Origin of the sequence: Kitasatospora purpeofusca (assembly GCF_042691725.1) — a bacterium.
GTDB lineage: Bacteria > Actinomycetota > Actinomycetes > Streptomycetales > Streptomycetaceae > Kitasatospora > Kitasatospora purpeofusca_B.
Genome location: NZ_CP170483.1, coordinates 1,775,934 through 1,796,609, shown reverse-complemented (window position 1 = coordinate 1,796,609; position 20,676 = coordinate 1,775,934). Strand labels below are relative to the sequence as shown.

19 protein-coding genes are annotated in these 20,676 nt (G+C 74.7%); 6 read left to right on the top strand and 13 right to left on the bottom strand.

The features are described from left to right. Positions 1–3 precede the first annotated feature (3 nt). Together scpA and ACFCLZ_RS07120 are read right to left on the bottom strand one after the other, a co-directional pair. A complete protein-coding gene (scpA, locus tag ACFCLZ_RS07125) occupies positions 4–2,217 on the bottom strand; it encodes a methylmalonyl-CoA mutase (RefSeq protein WP_380283905.1) in 2,214 nt (737 codons plus the stop codon). Further along, positions 2,214–4,148: a methylmalonyl-CoA mutase family protein gene (locus ACFCLZ_RS07120; RefSeq protein WP_380283904.1), complete on the bottom strand. Its 1,935-nt coding sequence runs from the start codon at positions 4,146–4,148 to the stop codon at positions 2,214–2,216. Before ACFCLZ_RS07120 ends, scpA begins: the two co-directional genes overlap by 4 nt. 305 nt (positions 4,149–4,453) lie before the next feature. On the opposite strand from ACFCLZ_RS07120, the gene ACFCLZ_RS07115 reads away from it, so the two are divergent. Further along, a complete protein-coding gene (locus tag ACFCLZ_RS07115; protein WP_380283903.1) occupies positions 4,454–5,482 on the top strand; it encodes an NlpC/P60 family protein in 1,029 nt (342 codons plus the stop codon). 8 nt (positions 5,483–5,490) lie between these two features. Here the strand turns inward: ACFCLZ_RS07115 and ACFCLZ_RS07110 are convergent, their stop codons facing one another. From ACFCLZ_RS07110 to ACFCLZ_RS07080, 7 genes are all read right to left on the bottom strand, one after another. Further along, positions 5,491–5,721, bottom strand: coding sequence for a hypothetical protein (locus ACFCLZ_RS07110; RefSeq protein WP_380283902.1), 231 nt, complete (start codon positions 5,719–5,721; stop codon positions 5,491–5,493). Beyond that, on the bottom strand, positions 5,718–5,870 hold the full coding sequence (locus tag ACFCLZ_RS07105) for a hypothetical protein (protein ID WP_380283901.1): 153 nt from the start codon (positions 5,868–5,870) through the stop codon (positions 5,718–5,720). Before ACFCLZ_RS07105 ends, ACFCLZ_RS07110 begins: the two co-directional genes overlap by 4 nt. Before the next feature lie 84 nt (positions 5,871–5,954). Beyond that, positions 5,955–6,503: a hemerythrin domain-containing protein gene (locus ACFCLZ_RS07100; RefSeq protein ID WP_380283900.1), complete on the bottom strand. Its 549-nt coding sequence runs from the start codon at positions 6,501–6,503 to the stop codon at positions 5,955–5,957. Between the two features lie 75 nt (positions 6,504–6,578). Next, a complete protein-coding gene (locus tag ACFCLZ_RS07095; protein WP_380283899.1) occupies positions 6,579–7,082 on the bottom strand; it encodes a metallophosphoesterase family protein in 504 nt (167 codons plus the stop codon). A gap of 101 nt (positions 7,083–7,183) precedes the next feature. After that, complete coding sequence (locus ACFCLZ_RS07090) at positions 7,184–8,068, bottom strand: M56 family metallopeptidase (RefSeq protein ID WP_380283898.1); 885 nt, start codon at positions 8,066–8,068, stop codon at positions 7,184–7,186. Further along, on the bottom strand, positions 8,065–8,436 hold the full coding sequence (locus tag ACFCLZ_RS07085; protein WP_380286098.1) for a BlaI/MecI/CopY family transcriptional regulator: 372 nt from the start codon (positions 8,434–8,436) through the stop codon (positions 8,065–8,067). The genes ACFCLZ_RS07090 and ACFCLZ_RS07085 overlap by 4 nt, the downstream gene beginning before the upstream one ends. A gap of 154 nt (positions 8,437–8,590) precedes the next feature. Continuing rightward, positions 8,591–9,529 carry a TIGR01777 family oxidoreductase gene (locus ACFCLZ_RS07080; RefSeq protein WP_380283897.1) on the bottom strand — a complete coding sequence of 313 codons (939 nt, stop codon included), beginning with the start codon at positions 9,527–9,529 and terminating at the stop codon, positions 8,591–8,593. 177 nt (positions 9,530–9,706) lie between these two features. Here ACFCLZ_RS07080 and asnB point away from each other — a divergent pair, with 177 nt between their 5' ends. Both asnB and ACFCLZ_RS07070 read left to right on the top strand, forming a co-directional pair. Next, positions 9,707–11,539 (top strand): asparagine synthase (glutamine-hydrolyzing), encoded by a 1,833-nt coding sequence (gene asnB, locus ACFCLZ_RS07075; protein WP_380283896.1) that lies wholly within the window; start codon positions 9,707–9,709, stop codon positions 11,537–11,539. 101 nt (positions 11,540–11,640) lie between these two features. Then, positions 11,641–12,315: a YoaK family protein gene (locus ACFCLZ_RS07070; RefSeq protein ID WP_380283895.1), complete on the top strand. Its 675-nt coding sequence runs from the start codon at positions 11,641–11,643 to the stop codon at positions 12,313–12,315. 747 nt (positions 12,316–13,062) lie between these two features. Here ACFCLZ_RS07070 and ACFCLZ_RS07065 read toward each other — a convergent pair. Together ACFCLZ_RS07065 and ACFCLZ_RS07060 are read right to left on the bottom strand one after the other, a co-directional pair. Beyond that, positions 13,063–13,599 carry a GNAT family N-acetyltransferase gene (locus ACFCLZ_RS07065; protein WP_380283894.1) on the bottom strand — a complete coding sequence of 179 codons (537 nt, stop codon included), beginning with the start codon at positions 13,597–13,599 and terminating at the stop codon, positions 13,063–13,065. A 71-nt stretch (positions 13,600–13,670) separates the two neighbouring features. After that, a complete protein-coding gene (locus ACFCLZ_RS07060) occupies positions 13,671–14,342 on the bottom strand; it encodes a hypothetical protein (protein ID WP_380283893.1) in 672 nt (223 codons plus the stop codon). A gap of 398 nt (positions 14,343–14,740) precedes the next feature. On the opposite strand from ACFCLZ_RS07060, the gene ACFCLZ_RS07055 reads away from it, so the two are divergent. Genes ACFCLZ_RS07055 through ACFCLZ_RS07045 form a run of 3 tightly spaced genes read left to right on the top strand, consistent with a single transcriptional unit; the run spans position 14,741 to position 18,206 of the window. Further along, positions 14,741–15,265 (top strand): PadR family transcriptional regulator, encoded by a 525-nt coding sequence (locus ACFCLZ_RS07055; protein ID WP_350570858.1) that lies wholly within the window; start codon positions 14,741–14,743, stop codon positions 15,263–15,265. Next, positions 15,262–15,975, top strand: coding sequence for an ABC transporter ATP-binding protein (locus ACFCLZ_RS07050; RefSeq protein ID WP_380283892.1), 714 nt, complete (start codon positions 15,262–15,264; stop codon positions 15,973–15,975). The genes ACFCLZ_RS07055 and ACFCLZ_RS07050 overlap by 4 nt, the downstream gene beginning before the upstream one ends. After that, complete coding sequence (locus ACFCLZ_RS07045) at positions 15,972–18,206, top strand: FtsX-like permease family protein (protein ID WP_380283891.1); 2,235 nt, start codon at positions 15,972–15,974, stop codon at positions 18,204–18,206. The genes ACFCLZ_RS07050 and ACFCLZ_RS07045 overlap by 4 nt, the downstream gene beginning before the upstream one ends. Positions 18,207–18,389: 183 nt before the next feature. On the opposite strand, the gene ACFCLZ_RS07040 is transcribed toward ACFCLZ_RS07045, so the two are convergent. Both ACFCLZ_RS07040 and ACFCLZ_RS07035 read right to left on the bottom strand, forming a co-directional pair. Beyond that, positions 18,390–18,845, bottom strand: a complete 456-nt coding sequence (locus ACFCLZ_RS07040) for an NUDIX hydrolase (RefSeq protein WP_380283890.1) — start codon at positions 18,843–18,845, stop codon at positions 18,390–18,392. A gap of 30 nt (positions 18,846–18,875) precedes the next feature. Continuing rightward, complete coding sequence (locus tag ACFCLZ_RS07035; protein WP_380283889.1) at positions 18,876–20,384, bottom strand: SDR family NAD(P)-dependent oxidoreductase; 1,509 nt, start codon at positions 20,382–20,384, stop codon at positions 18,876–18,878. Positions 20,385–20,676: the final 292 nt, after the last annotated feature.

Sequence of the window (20,676 nt, the reverse complement as noted above, 5' to 3'; positions counted from 1 at the left end):
GCCTCAGAGCTCGTGGCCGAGATCGGCGGCGAGCGACTTCAGCAGGTCGTAGGCGGCCTCCGGGATCACCGTGCCGGGCGGGAAGACCGCCGCGGCGCCCGCCGCGTACAGCGCGTCGAAGTCCTGCGGGGGGATCACCCCGCCGACCACGATGGTGATGTCCTCCCGGCCCGCCGCGGCCAGTTCGGCGCGCAGCGCGGGCACCAGGGTGAGGTGGCCGGCGGCCAGCGAGGAGACGCCGACGATGTGCACGTCCGCCTCGACGGCCTGGCGGGCCACCTCGGCCGGGGTCTGGAACAGCGGGCCCACGTCCACGGTGAAACCGAGGTCGGCGAAGGCGGTGGCGATCACCTTCTGGCCGCGGTCGTGGCCGTCCTGGCCCATCTTGGCGACCAGGATGCGGGGCCGGCGGCCCTCGGCCCGCTCGAACTCCTCGACCAGCTCCCGGGTGCGCTGCAGGGGGGCCGACGGGCCCGCTTCGTCTCGGTACACACCCGAGATGGTACGGATCTGGCCGGAGTGGCGGCCGTACACCTTCTCCAGGGCGTCCGAGATCTCGCCGACGGTGGCCTTGGCGCGGGCCGCGTTCACCGCCAGGTGCAGCAGGTTGCCGTCCAGCGAGCCGCCGCGCTGCGGACCGGCCTCGGCGGCCCGGGTGAGCGCGTCCAGCGCGGCGCGGGTGGCGGCCTCGTCGCGCTCCTCGCGCAGCCGGCGCAGCTTCTCGATCTGGCGGGCGCGCACCGAGGAGTTGTCGACCTTGAGCACCTCGATCTGCTCGTCGCTCTCCACCCGGTACTTGTTGACGCCGATCACCGGCTGGCGGCCGGAGTCGATCCGCGCCTGGGTGCGGGCGGCGGCCTCCTCGACGCGCAGCTTGGGGATGCCCGCGTCGATCGCCTTGGCCATGCCGCCGGCCGCCTCGACCTCCTGGATGTGCTGCCAGGCGCGGTTCGCCAGGTCGTTCGTCAGCTTCTCGACGTACGCCGAGCCGCCCCACGGGTCGATGACCCGGCAGGTGCCGGACTCCTGCTGGAGCAGCAGCTGGGTGTTGCGGGCGATCCGGGCGGAGAAGTCGGTCGGCAGCGCCAGCGCCTCGTCCAGCGCGTTGGTGTGCAGCGACTGGGTGTGGCCCTGGGTGGCGGCCATCGCCTCCACACAGGTGCGGGTGACGTTGTTGAAGACGTCCTGCGCGGTGAGCGACCAGCCGGAGGTCTGCGAGTGGGTGCGCAGCGACAGCGACTTGGCGTTCTTCGGGTCGAACTGCTTGACCAGCTTGGCCCAGAGCAGGCGGGCCGCGCGCAGCTTGGCGACCTCCATGAAGAAGTTCATGCCGATCGCCCAGAAGAACGACAGGCGCGGCGCGAACGCGTCCACGTCCAGCCCGACGTCCAGCCCGGCCCGCAGGTACTCCACGCCGTCGGCCAGGGTGTAGGCCAGCTCCAGGTCGGCGGTGGCCCCGGCCTCCTGGATGTGGTAGCCGGAGATGGAGATCGAGTTGTACCGGGGCATCTTCTGCGAGGTGTAGGCGAAGATGTCCGAGATGATCCGCATCGACGGCTGCGGCGGGTAGATGTAGGTGTTGCGGACCATGAACTCCTTGAGGATGTCGTTCTGGATGGTCCCGGCCAGCTTCTCGGGCGGCACGCCCTGCTCCTCGGCCGCCACGATGTACAGCGCGAGGACGGGCAGCACCGCGCCGTTCATCGTCATCGACACCGACATCCGGTCGAGCGGGATGCCGTCGAACAGCTGGCGCATGTCGTAGATCGAGTCGATCGCCACGCCCGCCATGCCGACGTCGCCGGTCACCCGCGGGTGGTCGCTGTCGTAGCCGCGGTGGGTCGGCAGGTCGAAGGCGACCGACAGGCCCTTCTGGCCGGCCGCCAGGTTGCGGCGGTAGAAGGCGTTGGACTCCTCGGCGGTGGAGAAGCCGGCGTACTGCCGGACGGTCCACGGCTGGTTGACGTACATCGTCGGGTACGGGCCGCGCAGGTAGGGCGCGATGCCCGGGTAGGTGCCCAGGAAGTCCAGGCCCGCGAGGTCCTCGGCGGTGTACAGCGGCTTGACGCCGATGCCCTCGGGGGTGTCCCAGAGCTGCTCGTCGACGTCCTTGCCGGTGGCCTGCCGCCAGGCGGCGCGCCACTGGCCGTCGGTGACGCCCGCCGGGGCGTCCGCGCCGTCGGCGTCCAGCCCGATCGTGGTGAAGTCGGGGATCATCGGGCCACTCCGATCGCGTCGGGCACGTCCACCGGCTCGGGCGCGGCGGGCGCACTGGGCGCACCGGGCACGTCGAGCAGGTCGAGCAGGGAGGTCAGGACGGCGACCGCGTCGCCGCCCGCGAAGACGAACGCGTCCACGCCCGCCGGCGGCGTCGCACCAGGCCGGCCGGCCAGCAGCACCCGCCGCGCGCCGGCCGCCCGGAGCGCGGCGGCGACCGCCTCGGCCTGCTCGGCGTACAGGGCGTCGCTGGAGCAGAGGCAGGCCACCGTGGCGCCGCTCGCGGCGAACGCCTCGGCGAACGCGGCGGGTTCGGTGCCCTCGTGCGCGGTGGTGGCGATGCCGCCGGCCTGGAACAGGTTGGCGGCGAAGGTGGTGCGCGCGGTGTGCGCGCCGGCGGTGCCGATCGAGGCCAGGAACAGCGCGGGCCGCGCGCCGGTGGCCGCGAGCCGCGCGTCCGAGCGGTCGCGCAGCGCCTCGAAGGCCTCGGCGCGGCGCACCGTCGGCAGCCCGCCGGACGGACCGGCCGGGGCCGGCGCGCGGACCAGCGCCTGCTCGCCGAGGTTCGGGAACTCGCTGACGCCGGTGATGGGTTCGCGCCGCTTGGCGAGCCGCGCCGAGCGCTCCGCCCAGGTGGCCGCGATCCGCTCGCCGACCAGGCCCGACTCCAGTGCGGCGCGCGGTCCGCCGGCCCGCTCGATCTCCTGGAACCACGCCCAGGCGGCGTGCGCCAGCTCGTCGGTCAGCCGCTCCACGTACCAGGAGCCGCCGGCCGGGTCGACCACCCGGGCCAGGTGCGACTCCTCCAGCAGGACCGCCTGGGTGTTGCGGGCGATCCGGCGGGCGAAGGCGTCCGGCAGGCCGAGCGCGGCGTCGAACGGCAGCACGGTGACGGCGTCCGCGCCGCCGACCCCGGCGGCCAGGCAGGCGATCGTGGTGCGCAGCATGTTCACCCACGGGTCGCGGGCGGTCATCATCACCGCGGAGGTGACGGCGTGCTGGCGCTGCGCCGAGGCGGCCGGGGAGGCACCGCAGGCCTCGGCGACCCGGGCCCAGAGACGGCGCGCGGCACGGAACTTGGCGATCGTCAGGAACTGGTCGGCGTCGGCCGCGTAGCGGAACTCCAGCTGGCCGAGCGCGGCGTCCACCGACAGCCCGGACGCGGTCAGCGCGCGCAGGTAGGCGACACCGGTGGCCAGCGAGGCGCCCAACTCCTGCGCGGGTGAGGCGCCGGCCTCGTGGTACGGCAGCGCGTCGACGACAAGCGCCCGCAGGCCGGGGAAGCCCTCGGCGCAGCGGGCGGCCAGCGCGGTGGCCTCGGTGAGCAGCGCGTCGGTGCGGGCGGCGTCGCCGGTGCGGGCCTGCAGGCCCAGCGGGTCGGCGCCCAGGGTGCCGGCGGCGGAGCCGGGGGAGACCTCGCGCTCCTGGTACAGCTTGAACAACTGCGCGGCGGCCTCGGGGAATTCGGCGCCCGCGTCGAGCACCACCCCGGCCAGGTCCAGGTAGACGCCGGTGAGCGCCTCGCCCAGGGCGGTGACCGGCAGGCCGTCGCCGCCCAGCTCCAGCCAGAGCGAGCCGCCGCCGTGCTCCAGATCGGCCAGTACGGCCTCGTTGGTGCGGCGCGGATCGGGGTCGCCGTGGCGCTGGCGGACGTCCCAGCCCGCGACCGAGGCGCCCTGCGGGCGGGCGCCGCGGACGAACGGCGGGAAGCCGGGGAAGCCCGGGTCGGCCGGGGCGTCCTCGGCGGTGTACAACGGGCGGGCGCGCAGCCCGTCCTGGAGCGCGGTGCTGAGCGCGCGCTCGGCCGCTGCGCCGTCCTCGGGCTGCGCCCCCGACTTGCGCAGCACACCCTCGACGAGGGTCTGCCACTGCTCGCGGTGGGCGGCCGGGAACTCGGCGGCCAGGGGAAGCCCTTCGGGCGGGACCGTCATGCCCCGCAGGTTAGCGCCCGTGAACGGGAGCGCAGGAGAGGTGACGGGTGTGACCTTGCCCTCGCTCTGCACTCTGTTGCACTAGCGGTGCCGCGCGGGGGCCGGGCGGGCGGCGAGGTGGGTGGCGGGGCGGGGCCGCGGGGCGGGCGGCTTGCGGAAGGGCGGCCGTCATCTATTAACTTACTTAGAAGAGCGCGGGCGGAGGGGTCGGCTCTCCCCGGAACGCCCCCTGCCCGCGTTCCCTCCCCCTCTCGTCCCCGCCCCTTCGTCCGTGCCCCCGCCCCCGTCCCGAGGAGTCAGTCGTCATGGGAAAGCGCCGCAAGCCCAGCCCGCCCAGCCGGGCCCGCCTGGCGGTCGTCACCACCGCGATGGCCGGCGGCGTCGTCCTCGCCGCGGGCCCCGCACAGGCCGAGCCGTCGCCCGGCCTCGCCGCCGTCAAGGAACAGGTCGACCAGCTCAACGAGGAGGCCGAGCAGTCGATCGAGCGCTACAACGGCTTCCAGGAGAAGCAGCAGAAGCTCCAGGGCGACGCCAACCGGATCCAGGAGAAGGTGGCCCGCGGCCAGGAGGCGATGAACGAGCTGCGCACCCAGCTCGGCGGCATCGCGGCCGAGCAGTACCGCAACGGCGGCCTCGACCCGTCCGTCCAGCTGATGCTCGACTCCGACCCGGGCGGCTACCTGGCCCGGGCCGCCGCCCAGAACCAGGTCGTCGACTCCCAGGCGGCGCTGCTCCGCCAGGCCCTCGACGAGCAGCGCCGGCTCGACCAGGACCGAGCCGAGGCCACCGCCACCCTCGCCCAGCTCGACGAGGCCGCCAGCGCGCTGGCGGCGGAGAAGAAGGGGATCCAGGACAAGCTGGCCAAGGCGCAGGCGCTGCTCAACAAGCTGAGCGCCGCCGACCGCGCCAAGGTCAACGCCCAGGAGGCCGCCGCCACTCGCGCCTCCCGCTCCGCCGCCGAGCGCCCCGCCGACACCGGACCGGTCACCGGCCGGGCCGCCACCATCGTCCAGTTCGCCTACGCCCAGCTCGGCAAGCCCTACGTCTGGGGTGCCACCGGGCCCTCCGGCTTCGACTGCTCCGGCCTCACCGGCGCCGCCTACCGCGCCGCGGGCGTCAAGCTCCCGCGTGTCTCCCAGGACCAGTGGAAGGCCGGCGCCCGGATCGCCCGCGGCGACCTCCAGCCCGGTGACCTGGTCTTCTTCTACGGCGACATCCACCACGTCGGCATCTACATCGGCGGAGGCAAGATGATCCACGCCCCCCGCACCGGCAAGAACGTCGAGGTCCTCCCGATCGACGCGATGCCCTACGTCGGCGCCGTCCGCCCCTGAGCCGGGCGCTACCCGGCGGGGTCCGCCGGCGGCGCCGGGTACTCGAGGCGGGCGACCGCCGGGGCGGAGACCACCTGGACGTCGGCCGTGCCCGGGACGGCGACGTGCACGAAGCCGCCCTCGATCGCCAGCCGGACGCCGGTGAGGCGGGTGCGGGGAGTGCGCGCGCCGTCCAGGAGGGCGTAGCCGGACATCAGTTCGATGCTGGCGCCCTCCCGCCAGTTCAGCCCGCCGCTCACCGGCCCACCGCCGGGTCGGCAGCCGGGTCCGCAGCCGGGACGTCCATCGGGGCGAGTGGCGGGAAGCCCGGGTCGGGCTCGGCGCGGCGGTTGAAGTCGCGTCGTTCGGCCTCGGCGGTGTCCGGGACCGCTCGGGGGGTGCGGGGCATGAGGTCCTCTGTGGGGTCGGCCTGCTTGATGCTAACCATTGAACTCTTCGGCGATGGTTAGGTAAACGGGTTTCCGGGGGAGCCTCAGGCCCGCTCGGGGCGGAAGACCGGGTCGGGCCAGTCGCCGACCGGGGTCATGGCGTCGAGTGCCGCGCTGATCGTCCGCTCCTCGTAGCGGAAGTGGGACTGCATGATCGCCGCGAGGCCGTCGAGCTCGCCCCGGATCGTCGCGCGCTCCGGGGCGGCGGATCCGGCGGCCCGGAGCGCGAGTTCGCGCACCCGGGTGAGGAGCGAGGTGATCAGCCCGTGGTCCTCGACGAGCTTGGCGATCGTCGGGGCGAGCTCGGGTCGCTCGCGCCGCAACTGGGCGAACAGCCCTTCGTCCTCGCCCTCGTGGTGGGCCGTCAGGGCCTCGCAGAAGGCCAGGCAGTGGGCGGCCAGCGGATCGTCGTCCAGCCGGCGGGAATCGGGATCGGGATCGGACCTGAGGTCGTCGATCCGGCGGATCAGGTCCCGGTGGACCCGGGAGAGTTGGATGCTGAGGGCGACCGCGCGGTCGCCGCCGGGGAAGCCATGACCGGCCGCCCTTTCGGGTTCCGCACCTCCATGCCTGGCGCGGTCCGCCACCGGCACGCGATGCCCCGTGATCCCATCACGCGTCACGGCCTCGCGGCAAGCCCGTTTCGGGTCGTCGCGTGCGGGCGCCGGTCAGGACCGGGGCGGCAGGCGGTGGAGCCGGACGTCGGCGAGGCGGCCGTCGTCGACACGGGCCGTCAGGTAGGTGGCGAACGGCTCGCGGCGGCGGTCGGTGGGCGATCCGGGGTTGAGCAGCCGCAGGCCGCCGGGGGCGGTGCTGTCCCAGGGGATGTGGCTGTGGCCGAAGACCAGGACGTCGGTGTCGGGGAACCGCGCCTCGCACCGCTGCTCGCGGCCCCGGGCCGGGCCGGTCTCGTGCACCACGGCGAAGCGCAGGCCCTGGAGTTCGGCCCGCGCGATCTCGGGCAGGCGCTCGCGCAGCCCCGGCCCGTCGTTGTTGCCGTGGACGGCGACCAGCCGCGCGGACCGCGCGAGCAGCAGGTCGAGGGTGGCGGTGTCGACCCAGTCGCCGGCGTGGAACACCACGTCGGCCTCGTCCACGGCGGCGAGCAGCGGTGCGGGCAACTGCCGTGCGCGCGGCGGGACATGGGTGTCGGAAGTGATCAGCAGGCGCATCCGGGGCTCCGGCGGGGTGACGGGCGGTGGGTCCGATCCTCCCCGGGCCGGAGGGGCGGAGGGCCGTCGAAACGCCGGGTGTCGTCCTGCCGGGTGCGGTCCTACGGGTGCGGGGCGCAGGCGAGGAGGTAGGGGAGGAGCGGGGCGGCGAGGGCGGCCAGGCGGTAGGCGCGGGCCGGGGGCGCGGGGGTGTGGGCGAGGCGCTGGACGCGGGCGAGCACGCCGGTGGACGCGGCGGCGAGCGTGCCCGGTCCGGCGGCCGGGGCGGCGGTGGCCAGCGCGTACAGGGCGCCGGCCAGGTCGGTGCGCGTCACCCGGGCGAGCGCGGCGTCGTCGGCCGCCATCTCCAGCAGCAGCGCGACCTCCGCCCGCCCGAGGCGGGCCAGCGGCAGTCGGCGGCCGAGGAGCAGCGCGAAGGTGTCCGCCGCGAGCAGCACCAGGTGGTGACGCCCCCGCAGGTGGCCGTGCTCATGGGCGACGGCCGCGGCGAGCCGGCGCTCGTCCAGCAGTTCCAGGGCGCCGCGGGTGGCCACCACCCGGGCCCGGCGGCCGGGCAGGCAGTAGACGGCGGGCCGAGGGTCGTCCAGCACCAGCAGGTGGCGCCGCGGATCCCGGGCGGCCACCAGGTCCAGCGCCGTCCGGTGCCGCCGCCGCGCCCGGGCGGCCCGGGCGGCCAGCACCGCCGCGACCGCCGCGACGGCCGCGCCCGCGGCGGCCGGTATCCACCAGCCGTGGGCGTGCGGCGCGGCGGCGGTGGGCGGTTCGACGTGCGGCAGCAGTCCGACCAGCCCGGCCGGCTCGTGCCCGAGCGGGGCCAGGAGGTGGTGCGCGGCCAGCAGCAGACCGGTGCCGAAGGAGGCCATCAGCGCGAGCCAGACGGCGGCGCCGAGGCCGGGGCGGTCCTGGAGCCGTCGCGAGCCGGCCAGCCGCCTGGGGAGCAGGACGCCGACCAGGAGCAGGTGGAGCGCGAGCAGGACCAGGGTCACCGGGCGTCGTCCCGGGCCTTGACCTGCTCCAGGGCGGCGAGCAGAGCCGTCGCCTCGTCCCCGCTGATCCGGTCGACGAAGTGCAGCAGCGCCCCGGCCCGGTCGGAGGTGGTCTCCAGCGCTTGGTGCATCAGCTGCGCGGTGTACGACTCGCGGGTGCAGGTGGGCTGGTACACCCAGGCGCGGCCGACCTTCTCGCGCCGCAGCCACCCCTTGGTGTGCAGGATGTCGGCGACCGTGTTGACGGTGGTGTACGCGACCGGGCGCGCGCGCCGCAGGTCGTCGACGACCTCGCGGACGGTGGCCGGGCGGCCCCAGGACCAGAGCCGGTCCATGATCTCGGCCTCCAGATCGCCGAATCCGCGCAGCACCCGTCCGCTCCTCTGCCGTCCTGCTCGCCGTGCCGTCTGAACTGCTGTGCCGTCTGCGTGCTGTTCCGTCTGACTGCTGTTCCGCCCGCCGGCCGTGCCGCCCATCGTACGGCCGCCCGGGTGCCGGGACCGTCCGGGCGGGGAGCCGTGCTCAGGGGCGCATCCGGCGGACCAGGTCGGCGGCGGCCGCAGGCCAGTGCGGGTGCTCGAAGCCGAACCCGGCCGCCAGCAGCCGGCCCGGCACGACGGCCCGGCTCTTCAGCAGCAGCTCGGTGTCCGAGCGCAGCGCGAACGCCCCCGCCCGGGCCATCCACCGGGTGGCCGGCAGCCCCACCGGGACGCCCCTGGCCCGGCGGATCGCCTGCATGAAGGCCCGCTGCTGCAGCGGCGCCGGCGCGGCCAGGTTCACCGGGCCGGTGACGTCCTCGCGGTCGAGCAGGAAGCGCACGGCGCGGGCCAGGTCATGGTCGTGGATCCATGACACGTACTGCGCGCCGCCGTCCACCGGCCCGCCGAGGCCGGTCCGGGCGAGCCGCACCAGCCGGTCGAAGGTGCCGCCGGCGTCCGGGCTCATCACGGCGGCGCAGCGCAGTGCGATCCGGCGGGTCCGCGGGGTGGCGGCGTCCGACTGCTCGCGCTCCCAGTCGCGCGCGATCCGTACGCTGTGGTCCCAGGACCGGGGCGCGTCGGGCTCGCCGCCGCCGATGACGCCGGTGGCCTCGTCGTGCGGGGTGCCGAAGGTGTGGCGGTAGATGGTGGCGGTGCTCATCTGCAGCCAGACCCGGGGCGGACGCCGGGCGCCGGCGATGGCCCGGCCGACGGTCCGGGTGGAGTGCACCCGGGACTCGCGCATGTCGCGCAGGTTCTGCTCGGTGTAGCGGCAGTCGATGCTGCGTCCGGCGAGGTTGACGACGGCGTCCGCGCCGTCGAGCGCGGCCGTCCAGCGGCCGAGCGAGCGGCCGTCCCAGTGGAGTTCCTGGTCCCGCCGGGGCCGGCGGGTGAGGACGAGGACCTCGTGGCCCTCGGCGGTCAGCGCCCGGTCCAGGATGCGGCCGATCTGCCCGGTCCCCCCGGGTATGACGATTCTCATCGAGACCCCCTCGGTCGTTCGTCGGTACCCACCCTAGCTCTTGGTCTGAACGTGTTCAAAATGCCGGGGCCGCCAGGACATGGCCGGAAATGTGACCGAATCCGTGGAACCACCGCCCCCGTTTGTCCGACTGCTGGGCCGGATCCGATTGTCTGCTCGTCCAAGGAGTGCTCGCGCATGTGCGGAATCACCGGCTGGGTGTCCTTCCACCAGGACGTCCGCCACAGCGCCCCCGTCATCGAGGCGATGACCGCCACCATGACCCTGCGCGGCCCCGACGCCGGCGGCGTCTGGCTCGGCCGTCACGCCGCCCTCGGCCACCGGCGCCTCGCCGTCATCGACATCGAGGGCGGCGCCCAGCCCATGCCCGACCGCCACGACGAACCCGGCGCCGTCCTCACCTACAGCGGCGAGGTCTACAACCACCACGAACTGCGTGCCGAACTGCGCGCCAGGGGACACCGGTTCGAGACCCGCAGCGACACCGAGGTGGTGCTCCGCGCCTACCAGGAGTGGGGCGACGCGCTCGTCGACCGGCTGGAGGGCATGTACGCCTTCGCCGTCTGGGACGAGCGCGAGCAGCGCCTGCTGCTGGTCCGCGACCGGCTCGGCGTCAAGCCGCTGTTCTGGGCCGGGATCGACGGCGGCCTGGTCTTCGGCTCCGAGCCCAAGGCGCTGTTCGCCCACCCCGAGGTCACCCCCACCGTGGACGCCGACGGCCTGCGCGAGGCCTACAGCCTGCTCTTCAACACCGGCCCCACGGTCTGGTCCGGCGTCCGCGAGGTCCACCCCGGCGGCCTGCTCGTCCTGGACCGCTCGGGCGTGCGCGAGCGCCGCTACTGGGAGCTCACCGCCCGCCCGCACACCGAGGACCTGGACACCACCAAGGAGCGGATCGGCGAGCTGGTCAACCGGGCCGCCCGCGCCCAGCTGGAGGCGGACGTCCCGCTCTGCAGCCTGCTCTCCGGCGGCCTCGACTCCACCATCGTCACCGCGCTGGTCGCCGACGAACTGCGCGTCCAGGAGGGCCCGCAGGCCAAGCTGCGCTCCTACGCCGTCGACTACAGCGACCAGGCCGAGCAGTTCACCGGCGATGTGCTGCGCACCGGCCACGACACCCCGTACGCCGCCGAGGCCGGCGCGTTCATCGGCAGCGAGCACTCCACCGTGGTGCTCGACCCGCGCACCCTGCTCGACCTGGAGCACCGGCGGGCCGTCGTCGTCTCCCGGGACTCGCCGATCGGCGTCGGCGACATGGACACCTCGCTCTACCTGCTGTTCGGCGAGATCCGCAAGCACTCGACGGTCGCGCTCTCCGGCGAGGCGGCCGACGAGGTGTTCGGCGGCTACCCGTGGTTCCACAACCCCAAGGCGCTGGCCGCGCAGACCTTCCCCTGGCTGCTCGTCACCGGGGACGAGGCGGCCATGCCGATCAACCCGGACCTCGCCGCCCACCTGCGGATCGCCGAGTTCCGTGACGACACCTACCGCAGCTCGCTGGCGGCCGTCCCGCACGTCGAGGGCGAGAGCGCGACCGAGCACCGGCAGCGCGAGATGCAGCACCTGTCGCTGACCCGCTGGCTGCGCCAGCTGCTGCACCGCAAGGACCGGCTGTCGATGGCCCAGGGCCTGGAGGTGCGGGTGCCGTACTGCGACCACCGGCTGGTCGAGTACGCGTTCAACGCCCCGTGGGCGATGAAGAACTACGACGGCCGCGAGAAGAGCCTGTTGCGTGCCGCCGGTCAGGGCATCGCCCCGGAATCGGTGCTGTGGCGGCCGAAGAACCACTACCCGGCCACCCACCACGCCGACTACAACCGCGGCCTGCAGCGGCTCGCCCGGGAGGCGCTGGACGCGCCGCACGTGCGCGACATCGCGGACGAGACGGTGATCAAGAGCAGCCTGGACACGCCGGCCGACCAGCTGGAGTGGGGTCACCGGCTGCGGCTGGAGCGGGTCGTGGACCTCGCCCTGTGGCTGGACCACCACCGCCCGGCGCTCGCCGTCTGACCGTCCGGCCGTCTGACTGTCTGACTGTCTGTGGCGGGACCCGACACCGTGGTCGGGTCCCGCCGGCCGGGCGCGGTTAGGCTGAGGCGATGCTGCCCCGGATGCACAGCGACCCCCGGCACGGCCCGCTGGTGCCGATGCTCCTGGTGCTCACGGTGGTCACCGGGCTGGTCGACGCGGTGAGCTACCTCGCGCTCGGGCACGTCTTCGTCGCCAACATGACGGGCAACGTGGTCTTCCTCGGCTTCGCCCTGGCCGGCGCGCCGGGGCTGTCCGCGACGGCCTCGCTCGCCGCCCTCGCCGCCTTCCTGGTGGGCGCGCTCGCGGGCGGGCGCCTCGCCGAGCGCCGCCCCGGCCACCGCGGGCGGCTGCTGGTGACCACGGCCGCCGTGCAGTCGGCGCTGCTCGCCGCCTGCACCGCGTTCGCCGCGGCCTTCGGCCACACCGCCGACCCGGTCCGCTACACGCTGATCGGTGTGCTGGCCGCCGCGATGGGCCTGCAGAACGCGGTCGTCCGCGCGCTCAAGGTGCCGGACCTGACGACCACCGTGCTGACCATGACGCTCACCGCGCTGGCCGCCGACCGCACCGGCACCCGCCGACTCGCCTCCGCCGCCTGGATGTTCGCGGGTGCCCTGCTCGGCGCGGTCCTCGTGCTGCACGCCACCGTCCCGGCCGCCCTTGCCGCGGCCCTGGCCCTCCTCCTCACCGTCGCCGCCCTCACCCACCACGCCTCCCGCCACCCCACCACCCCCTGGCCCCACCCCACCCCCTGACCACCCCCCGGCGGCCCCCTCCTCTGGTCCGCCCCCCCGGCTGCCCCTCCGCCCACCTTGCTGAGCGATCTCCCCCCACCCCGCCACCCCTGGCCGCCCCCGGCGGCCCACCTCGCCGGTCCGCCCCCCGCCACCCCCCGGCCCACCTCCCGCTATCCCCCCTCGCCGCCCTCGGCGGCCCACTCCTCCGCCTCACCTCCCGCCACCCCTGTCCACCCCGCCCCCCGGCGGCCTCCCCGCTCACCCCGCTGGCCCATCTCCCGCCACCCCTGGCCGCCCCTCGGCGGCTCACCTCTCCGATCCCACCGCCCGCTGAATATGTAGACCGGTCTACTGACCGTCACCGCGCGCCGCTGGAGTGGAAAGTCGGCCGGGCCGACTTCCTGCGCTCGGTGGTGGCCGCCGGAGGCGGGGAATCTGTGGACCGGTCTACATATTTTGTGGACCGCGGCCGGGGTTGGCGCCGCACGGCGGAGTGGAAAGTCGGCCTGGCCGACTTTCTGCGCCCGCTGGGGAGCCGGGGCGGGCAAATCTATGGACCGGTCTACATATTCGGCCGCTCGATGCCCGCTCGACGCCCCGCTCGATGCTGGGGGCAGGGGCAGGGGCAGGGGCAGGGGCAGGGCGCGGGCCGGGGCGCGGGCAACGCCGGGGCGTGGAGCAGGAAGTCGGCCCGGCCGACTTCCTGCTCCAGCGCGGTCGCCGTGGCTGCCCGTAGTCGCCGGGGAGCGTGGTCTATAGACCGGTCTACATATTCGTGGTGGGGAGGGGGCCGGTGATGAGGAAGGTGTCGAGTTCGGTGCCGTACCAGCGGGTGGAGCGGCCGCGGGGGGTCATGCCGAGGCGGTGGCAGACGGCGGCGGAGCGGGTGTTGCCCGGGCGGACGACGGCGTGGATCTCGGTGAGGCCGTCGGCGAAGCCCTTGGCGAGGGCGGCGCGGGCGGCCTCGGTGGCGTAGCCGTTGCCCCAGGAGTCGGGGTGGAGGTGCCAGCCGACCTCGACCTCGCCGTTCCCGCTCCCGTCCTCGTCCGGCAGCGGGAGGAGCATCACCGAGCCGACCACCACCCCGGTGTCCCGCCGCTCCAGCGCCCAGATGCCGTACCGGGCATCGGCCGAACGCGCCCGCCATCGGTCGATCACCGCCGGCACCTCGGCGGGCGACTCCAGCGCCCGCGGCGCGGCGCCCAGCCACCGCGCGACCTCCCAGCGCGAGTACAGGTCGTACGCGCGCTCGGCGTCGGTGTGCTCCCAGAGGCGCGCGGTCAGGCGGTCGGTACTGAACAACGGTGCTCCTCGAACGGTGAACGATGGTGCGGGCGCTGCTCCGACGTGCGGTCGGCCGCGACCGGTCGCGGTCAGTCGTCCTGCGGCTGGCTGGTGCGCCCGGACCAGCGGGGCTCCCAGTGGGCCCAGGACCGTTCCCAGGCGCGGTCCGCCCGCCGCTCGAGGAAGCGCAGCCGCAGGGCGAGCGCCCCGCCGATCAGCGCACTCAGCGTGGCCGAGCCGGCCAGGCCGACGCAGACCGCGCCGACGGTCAGTCCGAGCCGGGTGGCTGGGGCGGTGGCGGGCCGGCCGTCGTCGTCCACCCACAGGACGATGGTGGAGCCGTTGGCCGTGCTGCGCGGGGCCTCGACGGTGCCGGTGCGGGCGAGGCCCTCGGGTGTCGTCCAGGAGACCGAGGTGTCGGTCCGCTTCTGGTAGCCCCCGCTCCAGCGCCCGGCCCCGGTCTCCTCGGTGCGGAGCTTGCCGAGGACGAGCGCCTCGGTGCGGTGCAGGCGGCCGCGTTCGGACTCGGCGGTCCGCCCGGCGGCGCGGTAGCCGAGGACGGCGGCGGTGACGACGCCGGCCAGGCCGACGACCAGGGCGAGCCCGGCGACGAGCCAGGCCCGGCTGCGGGCCCGGTCGACGGGCCGGGCGAGCGGTTCGCGGCGCTGGACGGTCCGGCGGCGGCCGAGCGCGCGGCGCAGGTGGCGGCCGGCCCGCCGGGGGAGGGGCGCGGTGCGGGCCGAGCGGGGTGAGCTGGACACGATGCGTGCTCCTCACGACTGTTGGCGTGGTTCGGCCCCGTCGGATCCCAATCTCTCCCGGCACCGGCCCCTCGCACAAGAGCCGGGTGGTCCCGCGCGCCGGTCCGGCAGACAGGTCCTAAGCCCCTAACCGCAGCGCGGGACCGGGACGTTCGGCCCTCGGCGGGCCGGGGGCGCAGCGGGCAGGCTGGGCCCTGACCGCGTTCTCGTGCCGGGGACGCGGAGGCCCGGCCCGCTGTGGGGGCTCGCCGGGCCGCCGTGCAGAGCGGGGGACGGGTTGGGGCCGTCCCCCGCTCGCGGCATTCCCCAAGGAGAGATCGACATCGCGTTTCACCAGGTCAAGGCCGTATTCTCGCCAGCTATACACTCGATGTATACCTCTGGTGTATGGTCCTCTCATGAGTGTTCCCCTGACCCTTCTAGGGCTGCTGGAGCGAGAGCCGAGCCACGGCTACGACCTCAAGCGCGACTACGACACCTTCTTCGGACGTGGCAAACCCCTGCCGTACGGTCAGGTCTACGCCACCCTCGGCCGCCTGGCGCGCGACGGAAAGGTCGTCCCCGGCGAGGCCGAGCCCGGCGACGGTCCCGAGCGCAAGCGCTACGTCATCACCGAGGCCGGCGTGACCGAGTTCGAGCACTGGCTCGCCGAGCCCGTCGCACCCGAACCCACCCTGCAGTCCGTGCTCTTCACCAAGGTCGTGCTGGCCCTGCTGCTCGGCCGCGACGCCGAGGCCTACCTCGACACCCAGCGCGCCGCCCACCTGCAGCGGATGCGCGAGCTCACCGAGCTCCGCCGTACCGGCCCGCTGGTCGACGCCCTGCTCGCCGACCACGGCCTCTTCCACCTGGAGGCGGACCTGCGGTGGATCGACCTGACCACCGCCCGCCTGGACGCCCTTGCCGCGGAGGTGCGCGCATGACCCCCCTGATCGAAGCCCGCGACGTCGAACTCTCCTTCGGCGAGACCCCGGCCCTGCGCGGCGCGAGCCTGGCCGCCGGGGCCGGCGAGGTGCTCGCCGTGATGGGCGCCAGCGGCTCCGGCAAGTCCACCCTGCTGCACTGCCTGGCCGGCATCCTCGTCCCCGACGCGGGCGAGGTGCTGTTCGACGGCCAGCGGATCGACAACCTCGACGAGAACCGGCGCAGCGCCTTAAGGCGTGACCGCTTCGGCTTCGTCTTCCAGTTCGGCCAGCTCGTCCCGGAACTGACGGCCGAGGAGAACATCGCCCTGCCCCTGCTGCTCTCCGGCGTCCGCCGCTCCGCCGCCCTCGCCGACGCCCGCCCGTGGTTCGCCCAGCTCGGCCTCGACGGCCTGGAGCGCCGCCGCTCCGGCGAGCTGTCGGGCGGCCAGGCCCAGCGGGTCGCGCTCGCCCGGGGCCTGGTGGCCCGCCCCCGGGTGCTGTTCGCCGACGAGCCGACCGGCGCGCTGGACTCGCTCACCGGCGAGCAGGTGATGGCCCTGATGGTCTCCGCCGCCCGTGAGCAGGGCACCACCGTCGTCCTGGTCACCCACGAGCCCCGGGTCGCCGCCTACGCCGACCGCGAGGCCATCGTCCGTGACGGCCGGGCCCGCTCGCTCTCCACCGGCTACGCCCCCGGCGGCCCGGCGGCGGAACGGGTCGCCTCGTGATCGCCTTCGCCCTGCGCCTCGCCGTCAGCGGCGGCCGGCAGGCCGTCGCCCGGCTGCTCACCATCGCCGCCGCCGCGGCCGTCGGCGTCGGCCTGCTGCTCTCCACGATCGCCGCCGTGAACGCCGTCGGCGCCACCAACGAACGGATGCTCTGGGCCAACAGCGGCGCGAAGAGCCGCACCGAGACCGCGGACGTCGACCCGCTCTGGTGGCGCGACCACAGCCCGGAGTTCTACGACGGCAAGCGACTGCTGTACATCGACGTCGCCGCCACCGGGCCGACCTCGCCCGTCCCGCCGGGCCTGGCGAAGCCGCCCGCGGCGGGTGAGTACTACGCCTCGCCCGCCCTCGCCGAGCTGATCCGCGAGCAGCCCGCCGACCAGCTGGCCGACCGCTTCCCCGGCCGACTCGCGGGGGAGATCGGCGAGACCGCGCTCGCCTCCCCGGACTCCCTCGTCCTGGTCGTCGGCCAGGACCCGGCGGCCCTCGCGGCCCGGCCGGGTGCCCGTCAGATCACCACCATCGCCACCGAACTCCCGTCGGACTGCCGGAGTGACTGCCCGGCCACCGGCACCCGCGGCGACGCCATGACGCTGATCCTCTCGGTGGTCGCCGGGGCGCTGCTCTTCCCCGTGGTGATCTTCATCGGCACCGCCACCCGGCTCTCCGCCGCCACCCGCGAGCAGCGCTACGCCGCGATGCGCCTGGTCGGGTCGACGCCCCGGCAGATCACCCTGATCGCGGCCGTCGAGTCCACCCTGGCCGCCGTCGCCGGCACCGTCCTCGGCTTCGGGCTGTACCTGCTGCTGCGCCCGCTGGTGGCGACCGTCCCGTTCACCGGGGACCGCTTCTTCGTCGAGGACCTCACCCTCACCGCGCCGCAGGCCCTGGGCGTGCTGCTCGGCGTCCCGCTGGCGGCCGCGGTGGCCGCCCGGCTCGCGCTGCGCCGGGTGACCGTCTCCCCGCTCGGCGTCAGCCGCCGGGTCACCCCCAAGCCGCCGTCCGCCTGGCGGGTGGCACCGCTGCTGGCCGGACTCGCCGAGCTGGCCTGGTTCGTCGGCCGCCGACCCCACACCACCAACGGCCAGACCGCGGCGTATCTGACCGGCTTCCTGGTGATCATGCTCGGCCTGGTGGTGGCCGGCCCCTGGCTGACCATGACGGCCGCCCGCGCGGTCGCCGCCCGGACCGGCCGCCCGGCCACCCTGATCGCCGTGCGACGCCTCGCCGACGACCCGAAGGCCGGGTTCCGCTCGGTGGCGGGCCTGGTCCTGGCGCTGTTCGTCACCACCGCGACGGTCGCCATCATCGGCACCATCGACACCAACCGGGGCGTGCTCAGCGGCGACCCGCAGACCCGGGTCGCGGTGTCGCACGGCGCCATGGTCGGCGAACCGCCGATGACCGACGCCGTTCCGGAGCAGGTCCTCGCCGGTCTGCGGGGCGACCCCGGCTTCCGGGGCCTCGCGATCGTCCACGCCAACCCGGCCGGCCTGGCCCGTGACGCGTCCAAGCCGCCCGGCTGGCCCGCGCCCGTGCTCGCGCTCTGCTCGGACCTCGCGCAGGTCCCGGTGGTCGGCCACTGCGCCCCCGGCGCCGAGGTGGCGGCCGTCGCGCCGTACGGCTTCCTGGACCTCGAGTCGCAGGACTCCGTCGAGTGGCCGACCGCGCCGGTCACCGCCGAGGCCGCCGCCCGGCTGCCCGTGCAGTCGGTCTACGTGACGACCGACGGGTCGACGGCCGCCAAGGAGCGGGTGCGCACGCTGCTCGGCCGGTCCTTCCCGGACCAGCACGCCCGGATGGTCCAGGACTGGGGCTCCGAGCAGCAGCAGATGCTCGCCGGCTGGCGGCAGCTGGCCGACGTCGTGCTGCTCACCACCCTGCCGATCGCCGGCTGCAGCCTCGCGGTCAGCGTGGTCGCCGGACTGTCCGACCGGCGCCGGCCGTTCGCGATGCTCCGGCTCACCGGGGCGCCGCTGGGCCTGCTGCGCTGGGTGATCGCCCTGGAGAGCGCGCTGCCGCTGCTGGTGGTGGCGGCGATCGCGACCGGGACGGGCTTCGGCGCGGCGGCGATGTTCCTCAAGTCGCAGATGAACTACGACCTGGTCTCGCCGGGCGCGGTGTACTTCGGGCTGGTGCTGCTCGGGCTCGTGGTGTCGCTCGGGATCATCGCCTCCACGCTGCCGCTGCTGAAGCGGATCACCGGCCCCGAGGCGGCCCGCAACGGCTGACCCGCCCGGAGCCGGTGACGGCTCGCCCGCGCGGACCCCGCCCCGGAACCGGAGGCGGGGTCCGCGCGTTCGGCGTGCATCGCGGACCGAAGGCTCAACGGGGCGAGCGTCACCGGCGAGTTCCGAGCGGACCGGGTGAGAGCCGCCCCGGCGGAGCGCTTCGGCGCCCCGCCGGGGCGGCTCTCACCGGACGACGGGGTACGCGTGCGTCCCGGCCCGGGGCGCGCCGACGCCGGGCTGCGGCCGCCAGCTGGCGAGCACCAGCCCGGACGGGTAGAACATCGGCTTGGGCAGCGCGTCCAGCGGCAGCCGCTCCCAGCCGCCGCACGCGTGCGGCTCGGTGACCACGGCGGGCGCCAGGCTCGGCGGGGCGAGCACCGCGGCGGTCAGCCGGGGGCGGCCCAGCTCGTGGTCGAGCAGCACCGCGAGCACCCGCATCTCCCCGGCGGGCAGCACGATCCCGGTCTCCTCGGCCAGCTCGCGCGCGGCCGTCTCCTCGAAGGACTCGCCCGGGTCGACCTTGCCACCGGGCAGGCTCCAGGTCGGCGGCTCGCCCGGGGTGGTGCGGCGGCCGATCAGCACCCGGCCGTCCCCGGTGGGCACGATCACGCCGGCGCCGAGCAGCGGTGCGGTGGTCATGGCGGTTCCTCCGTCGAATCGGGGCCGGGGTTACCAGGCGGCGCGCTCGAAGTCCTTCAGGAAGCAGCCGTAGAGGTCCTCGCCCTGCTCGCCGCGGACGATCGGGTCGTAGACCCGGGCCGCGCCGTCGACCAGGTCGAGCGGGGCGTGGAAGCCCTCGTCGGCCAGCCGCATCTTGTCCGGGTGCGGGCGCTCGTCGGTGATCCAGCCGGTGTCGACGGCGGTCATCAGGATGCCGTCGGTCTGGAACATCTCCTGCGCGCTGGTGCGGGTGAGCATGTTCAGCGCGGCCTTGGCCATGTTGGTGTGCGGGTGGCCGGCGCCCTTGTAGCCGCGCTGGAACACGCCCTCCATCGCGGAGACGTTGACCACGTACTTGCGCCGGGACGCCGAGGCGGACATCGCCGGGCGCAGTCGGCTGATCAGGATGAACGGCGCGGTGGAGTTGCAGAGCTGGACCTCCAGCAGCTCCACCGGGCCGACCTCGCTGACGGTCTGCACCCAGCTGTTGGTGTCCGCGAGGTCGGGGACGAGGCCGCCGGCGTCGATCGCCGTGCCGGCCTGGATCCGTTCGGGGGTCGCCGAGCCGGTGACCAGGGCGAGCGAGGTGACCTCCTCGGCGGAGATCCGCTCGTCGCCGCCGGAGGCCTGGTGCGGCAGGGCGGGCAGGTCGACGCTGCCGCTGTTGAACCGGCCGATGGTGGTGGACTGCGGCAGCTCGCCGGCCGGCAGCGGCGCGGACTCGGCGGCGACCAGCTCGCGGTAGGACTCCGGCGGCCGGCGCACGGTCTGCGCGGCGTTGTTGATCAGGATGTCCAGCGGGCCGTCCGCGGCGACCTCGTCGGCCAGCGCCATGACCTGCGCCGGGTCGCGCAGGTCGATGCCGACGATCTTCAGCCGGTGCAGCCACGCGGCGCTGTCCGGCATCGCGGTGAAGCGGCGGATCGCGTCGTTGGGGAAGCGGGTGGTGATGGTGGTGTGGGCGCCGTCGCGCAGCAGCATCAGCGCGATGTACATGCCGATCTTGGCCCGGCCGCCGGTGAGCAGCGCCCGCTTGCCGGTGAGGTCGGCCCGGGCGTCCCGGCGGGCCCGGTTCTTGACCGCGCAGTCCTGGCAGAGGTTGTGGTAGAAGGCGTCGACCTCGGTGTACCGCTGCTTGCAGATGTAGCAGGAGCGGGGGCGCTCCAGGATCCCGGCGATCTCGCTGGTGGTGACGGTGGTCAGGCCGAAGGCGCCGGCCGTCTCGTCGTCGATCCGGGTCGGGGCGCCGGTCGCGGTGCGCGCGGTGACCTCGCGGTCGTTGGCGGTCTTGCGGGCCCGGGTCTCCTGGCGGCGACGCTGCTTCAGGGTGCGGAATACGCCGCCGACGGCCTGGCGGACGCTGATCGCGTCCGGATGGTCGACGTGCAGCTCGTCCAGCTCGGCCAGCACCTCCAGGCAGAGCCGCAGCCGCTCCGGGTCGAGGCCGGGGCCGTAGTCGACCTCCTCGGCGGTCCCGGTGCCGTTGTCCTGCTCGATGTCCACGCCCGCCGCCGTCATGCCGTCTGCCGCTTTCCCACTCGCCTCGCCGACCACGGCGTTCGCCGCGTCACCGCGTGAATGCTACGGGAGCGGCCCCGGCCGGGGCGAAAAGCGGAGTATTTGGAGGATCCTCCAGGTCTACGCGCGGAGCTTCGATCATGGCTTGTGTACAGCGCCAGCAATCGTGGTCGAACTGGCTTTTGGCGAACGGCTGCCGGAGAATCGAACGTCGGGTGCAGGGGCGCCCGAGTGCGCCCTGCGGCAGAGCCGCACCCGCACCCGAGGTGTATTTTCTCCCAGCCAGAGAGCC

Coding starts and splice junctions, on each gene's coding strand:
- ACFCLZ_RS07070 (WP_380283895.1), top strand. CDS start 11,641: ATGCACAGCGACCCCCGGCACGGCCCGCTGGTGCCGATGCTCCTGGTG.
- scpA (WP_380283905.1), bottom strand. CDS start 2,217: ATGATCCCCGACTTCACCACGATCGGGCTGGACGCCGACGGCGCGGAC.
- ACFCLZ_RS07035 (WP_380283889.1), bottom strand. CDS start 20,384: ATGACGGCGGCGGGCGTGGACATCGAGCAGGACAACGGCACCGGGACC.
- ACFCLZ_RS07105 (WP_380283901.1), bottom strand. CDS start 5,870: ATGCCCCGCACCCCCCGAGCGGTCCCGGACACCGCCGAGGCCGAACGA.
- ACFCLZ_RS07080 (WP_380283897.1), bottom strand. CDS start 9,529: ATGAGAATCGTCATACCCGGGGGGACCGGGCAGATCGGCCGCATCCTG.
- asnB (WP_380283896.1), top strand. CDS start 9,707: ATGTGCGGAATCACCGGCTGGGTGTCCTTCCACCAGGACGTCCGCCAC.
- ACFCLZ_RS07095 (WP_380283899.1), bottom strand. CDS start 7,082: ATGCGCCTGCTGATCACTTCCGACACCCATGTCCCGCCGCGCGCACGG.
- ACFCLZ_RS07055 (WP_350570858.1), top strand. CDS start 14,741: ATGAGTGTTCCCCTGACCCTTCTAGGGCTGCTGGAGCGAGAGCCGAGC.
- ACFCLZ_RS07040 (WP_380283890.1), bottom strand. CDS start 18,845: ATGACCACCGCACCGCTGCTCGGCGCCGGCGTGATCGTGCCCACCGGG.
- ACFCLZ_RS07115 (WP_380283903.1), top strand. CDS start 4,454: ATGGGAAAGCGCCGCAAGCCCAGCCCGCCCAGCCGGGCCCGCCTGGCG.
- ACFCLZ_RS07120 (WP_380283904.1), bottom strand. CDS start 4,148: ATGACGGTCCCGCCCGAAGGGCTTCCCCTGGCCGCCGAGTTCCCGGCC.
- ACFCLZ_RS07050 (WP_380283892.1), top strand. CDS start 15,262: ATGACCCCCCTGATCGAAGCCCGCGACGTCGAACTCTCCTTCGGCGAG.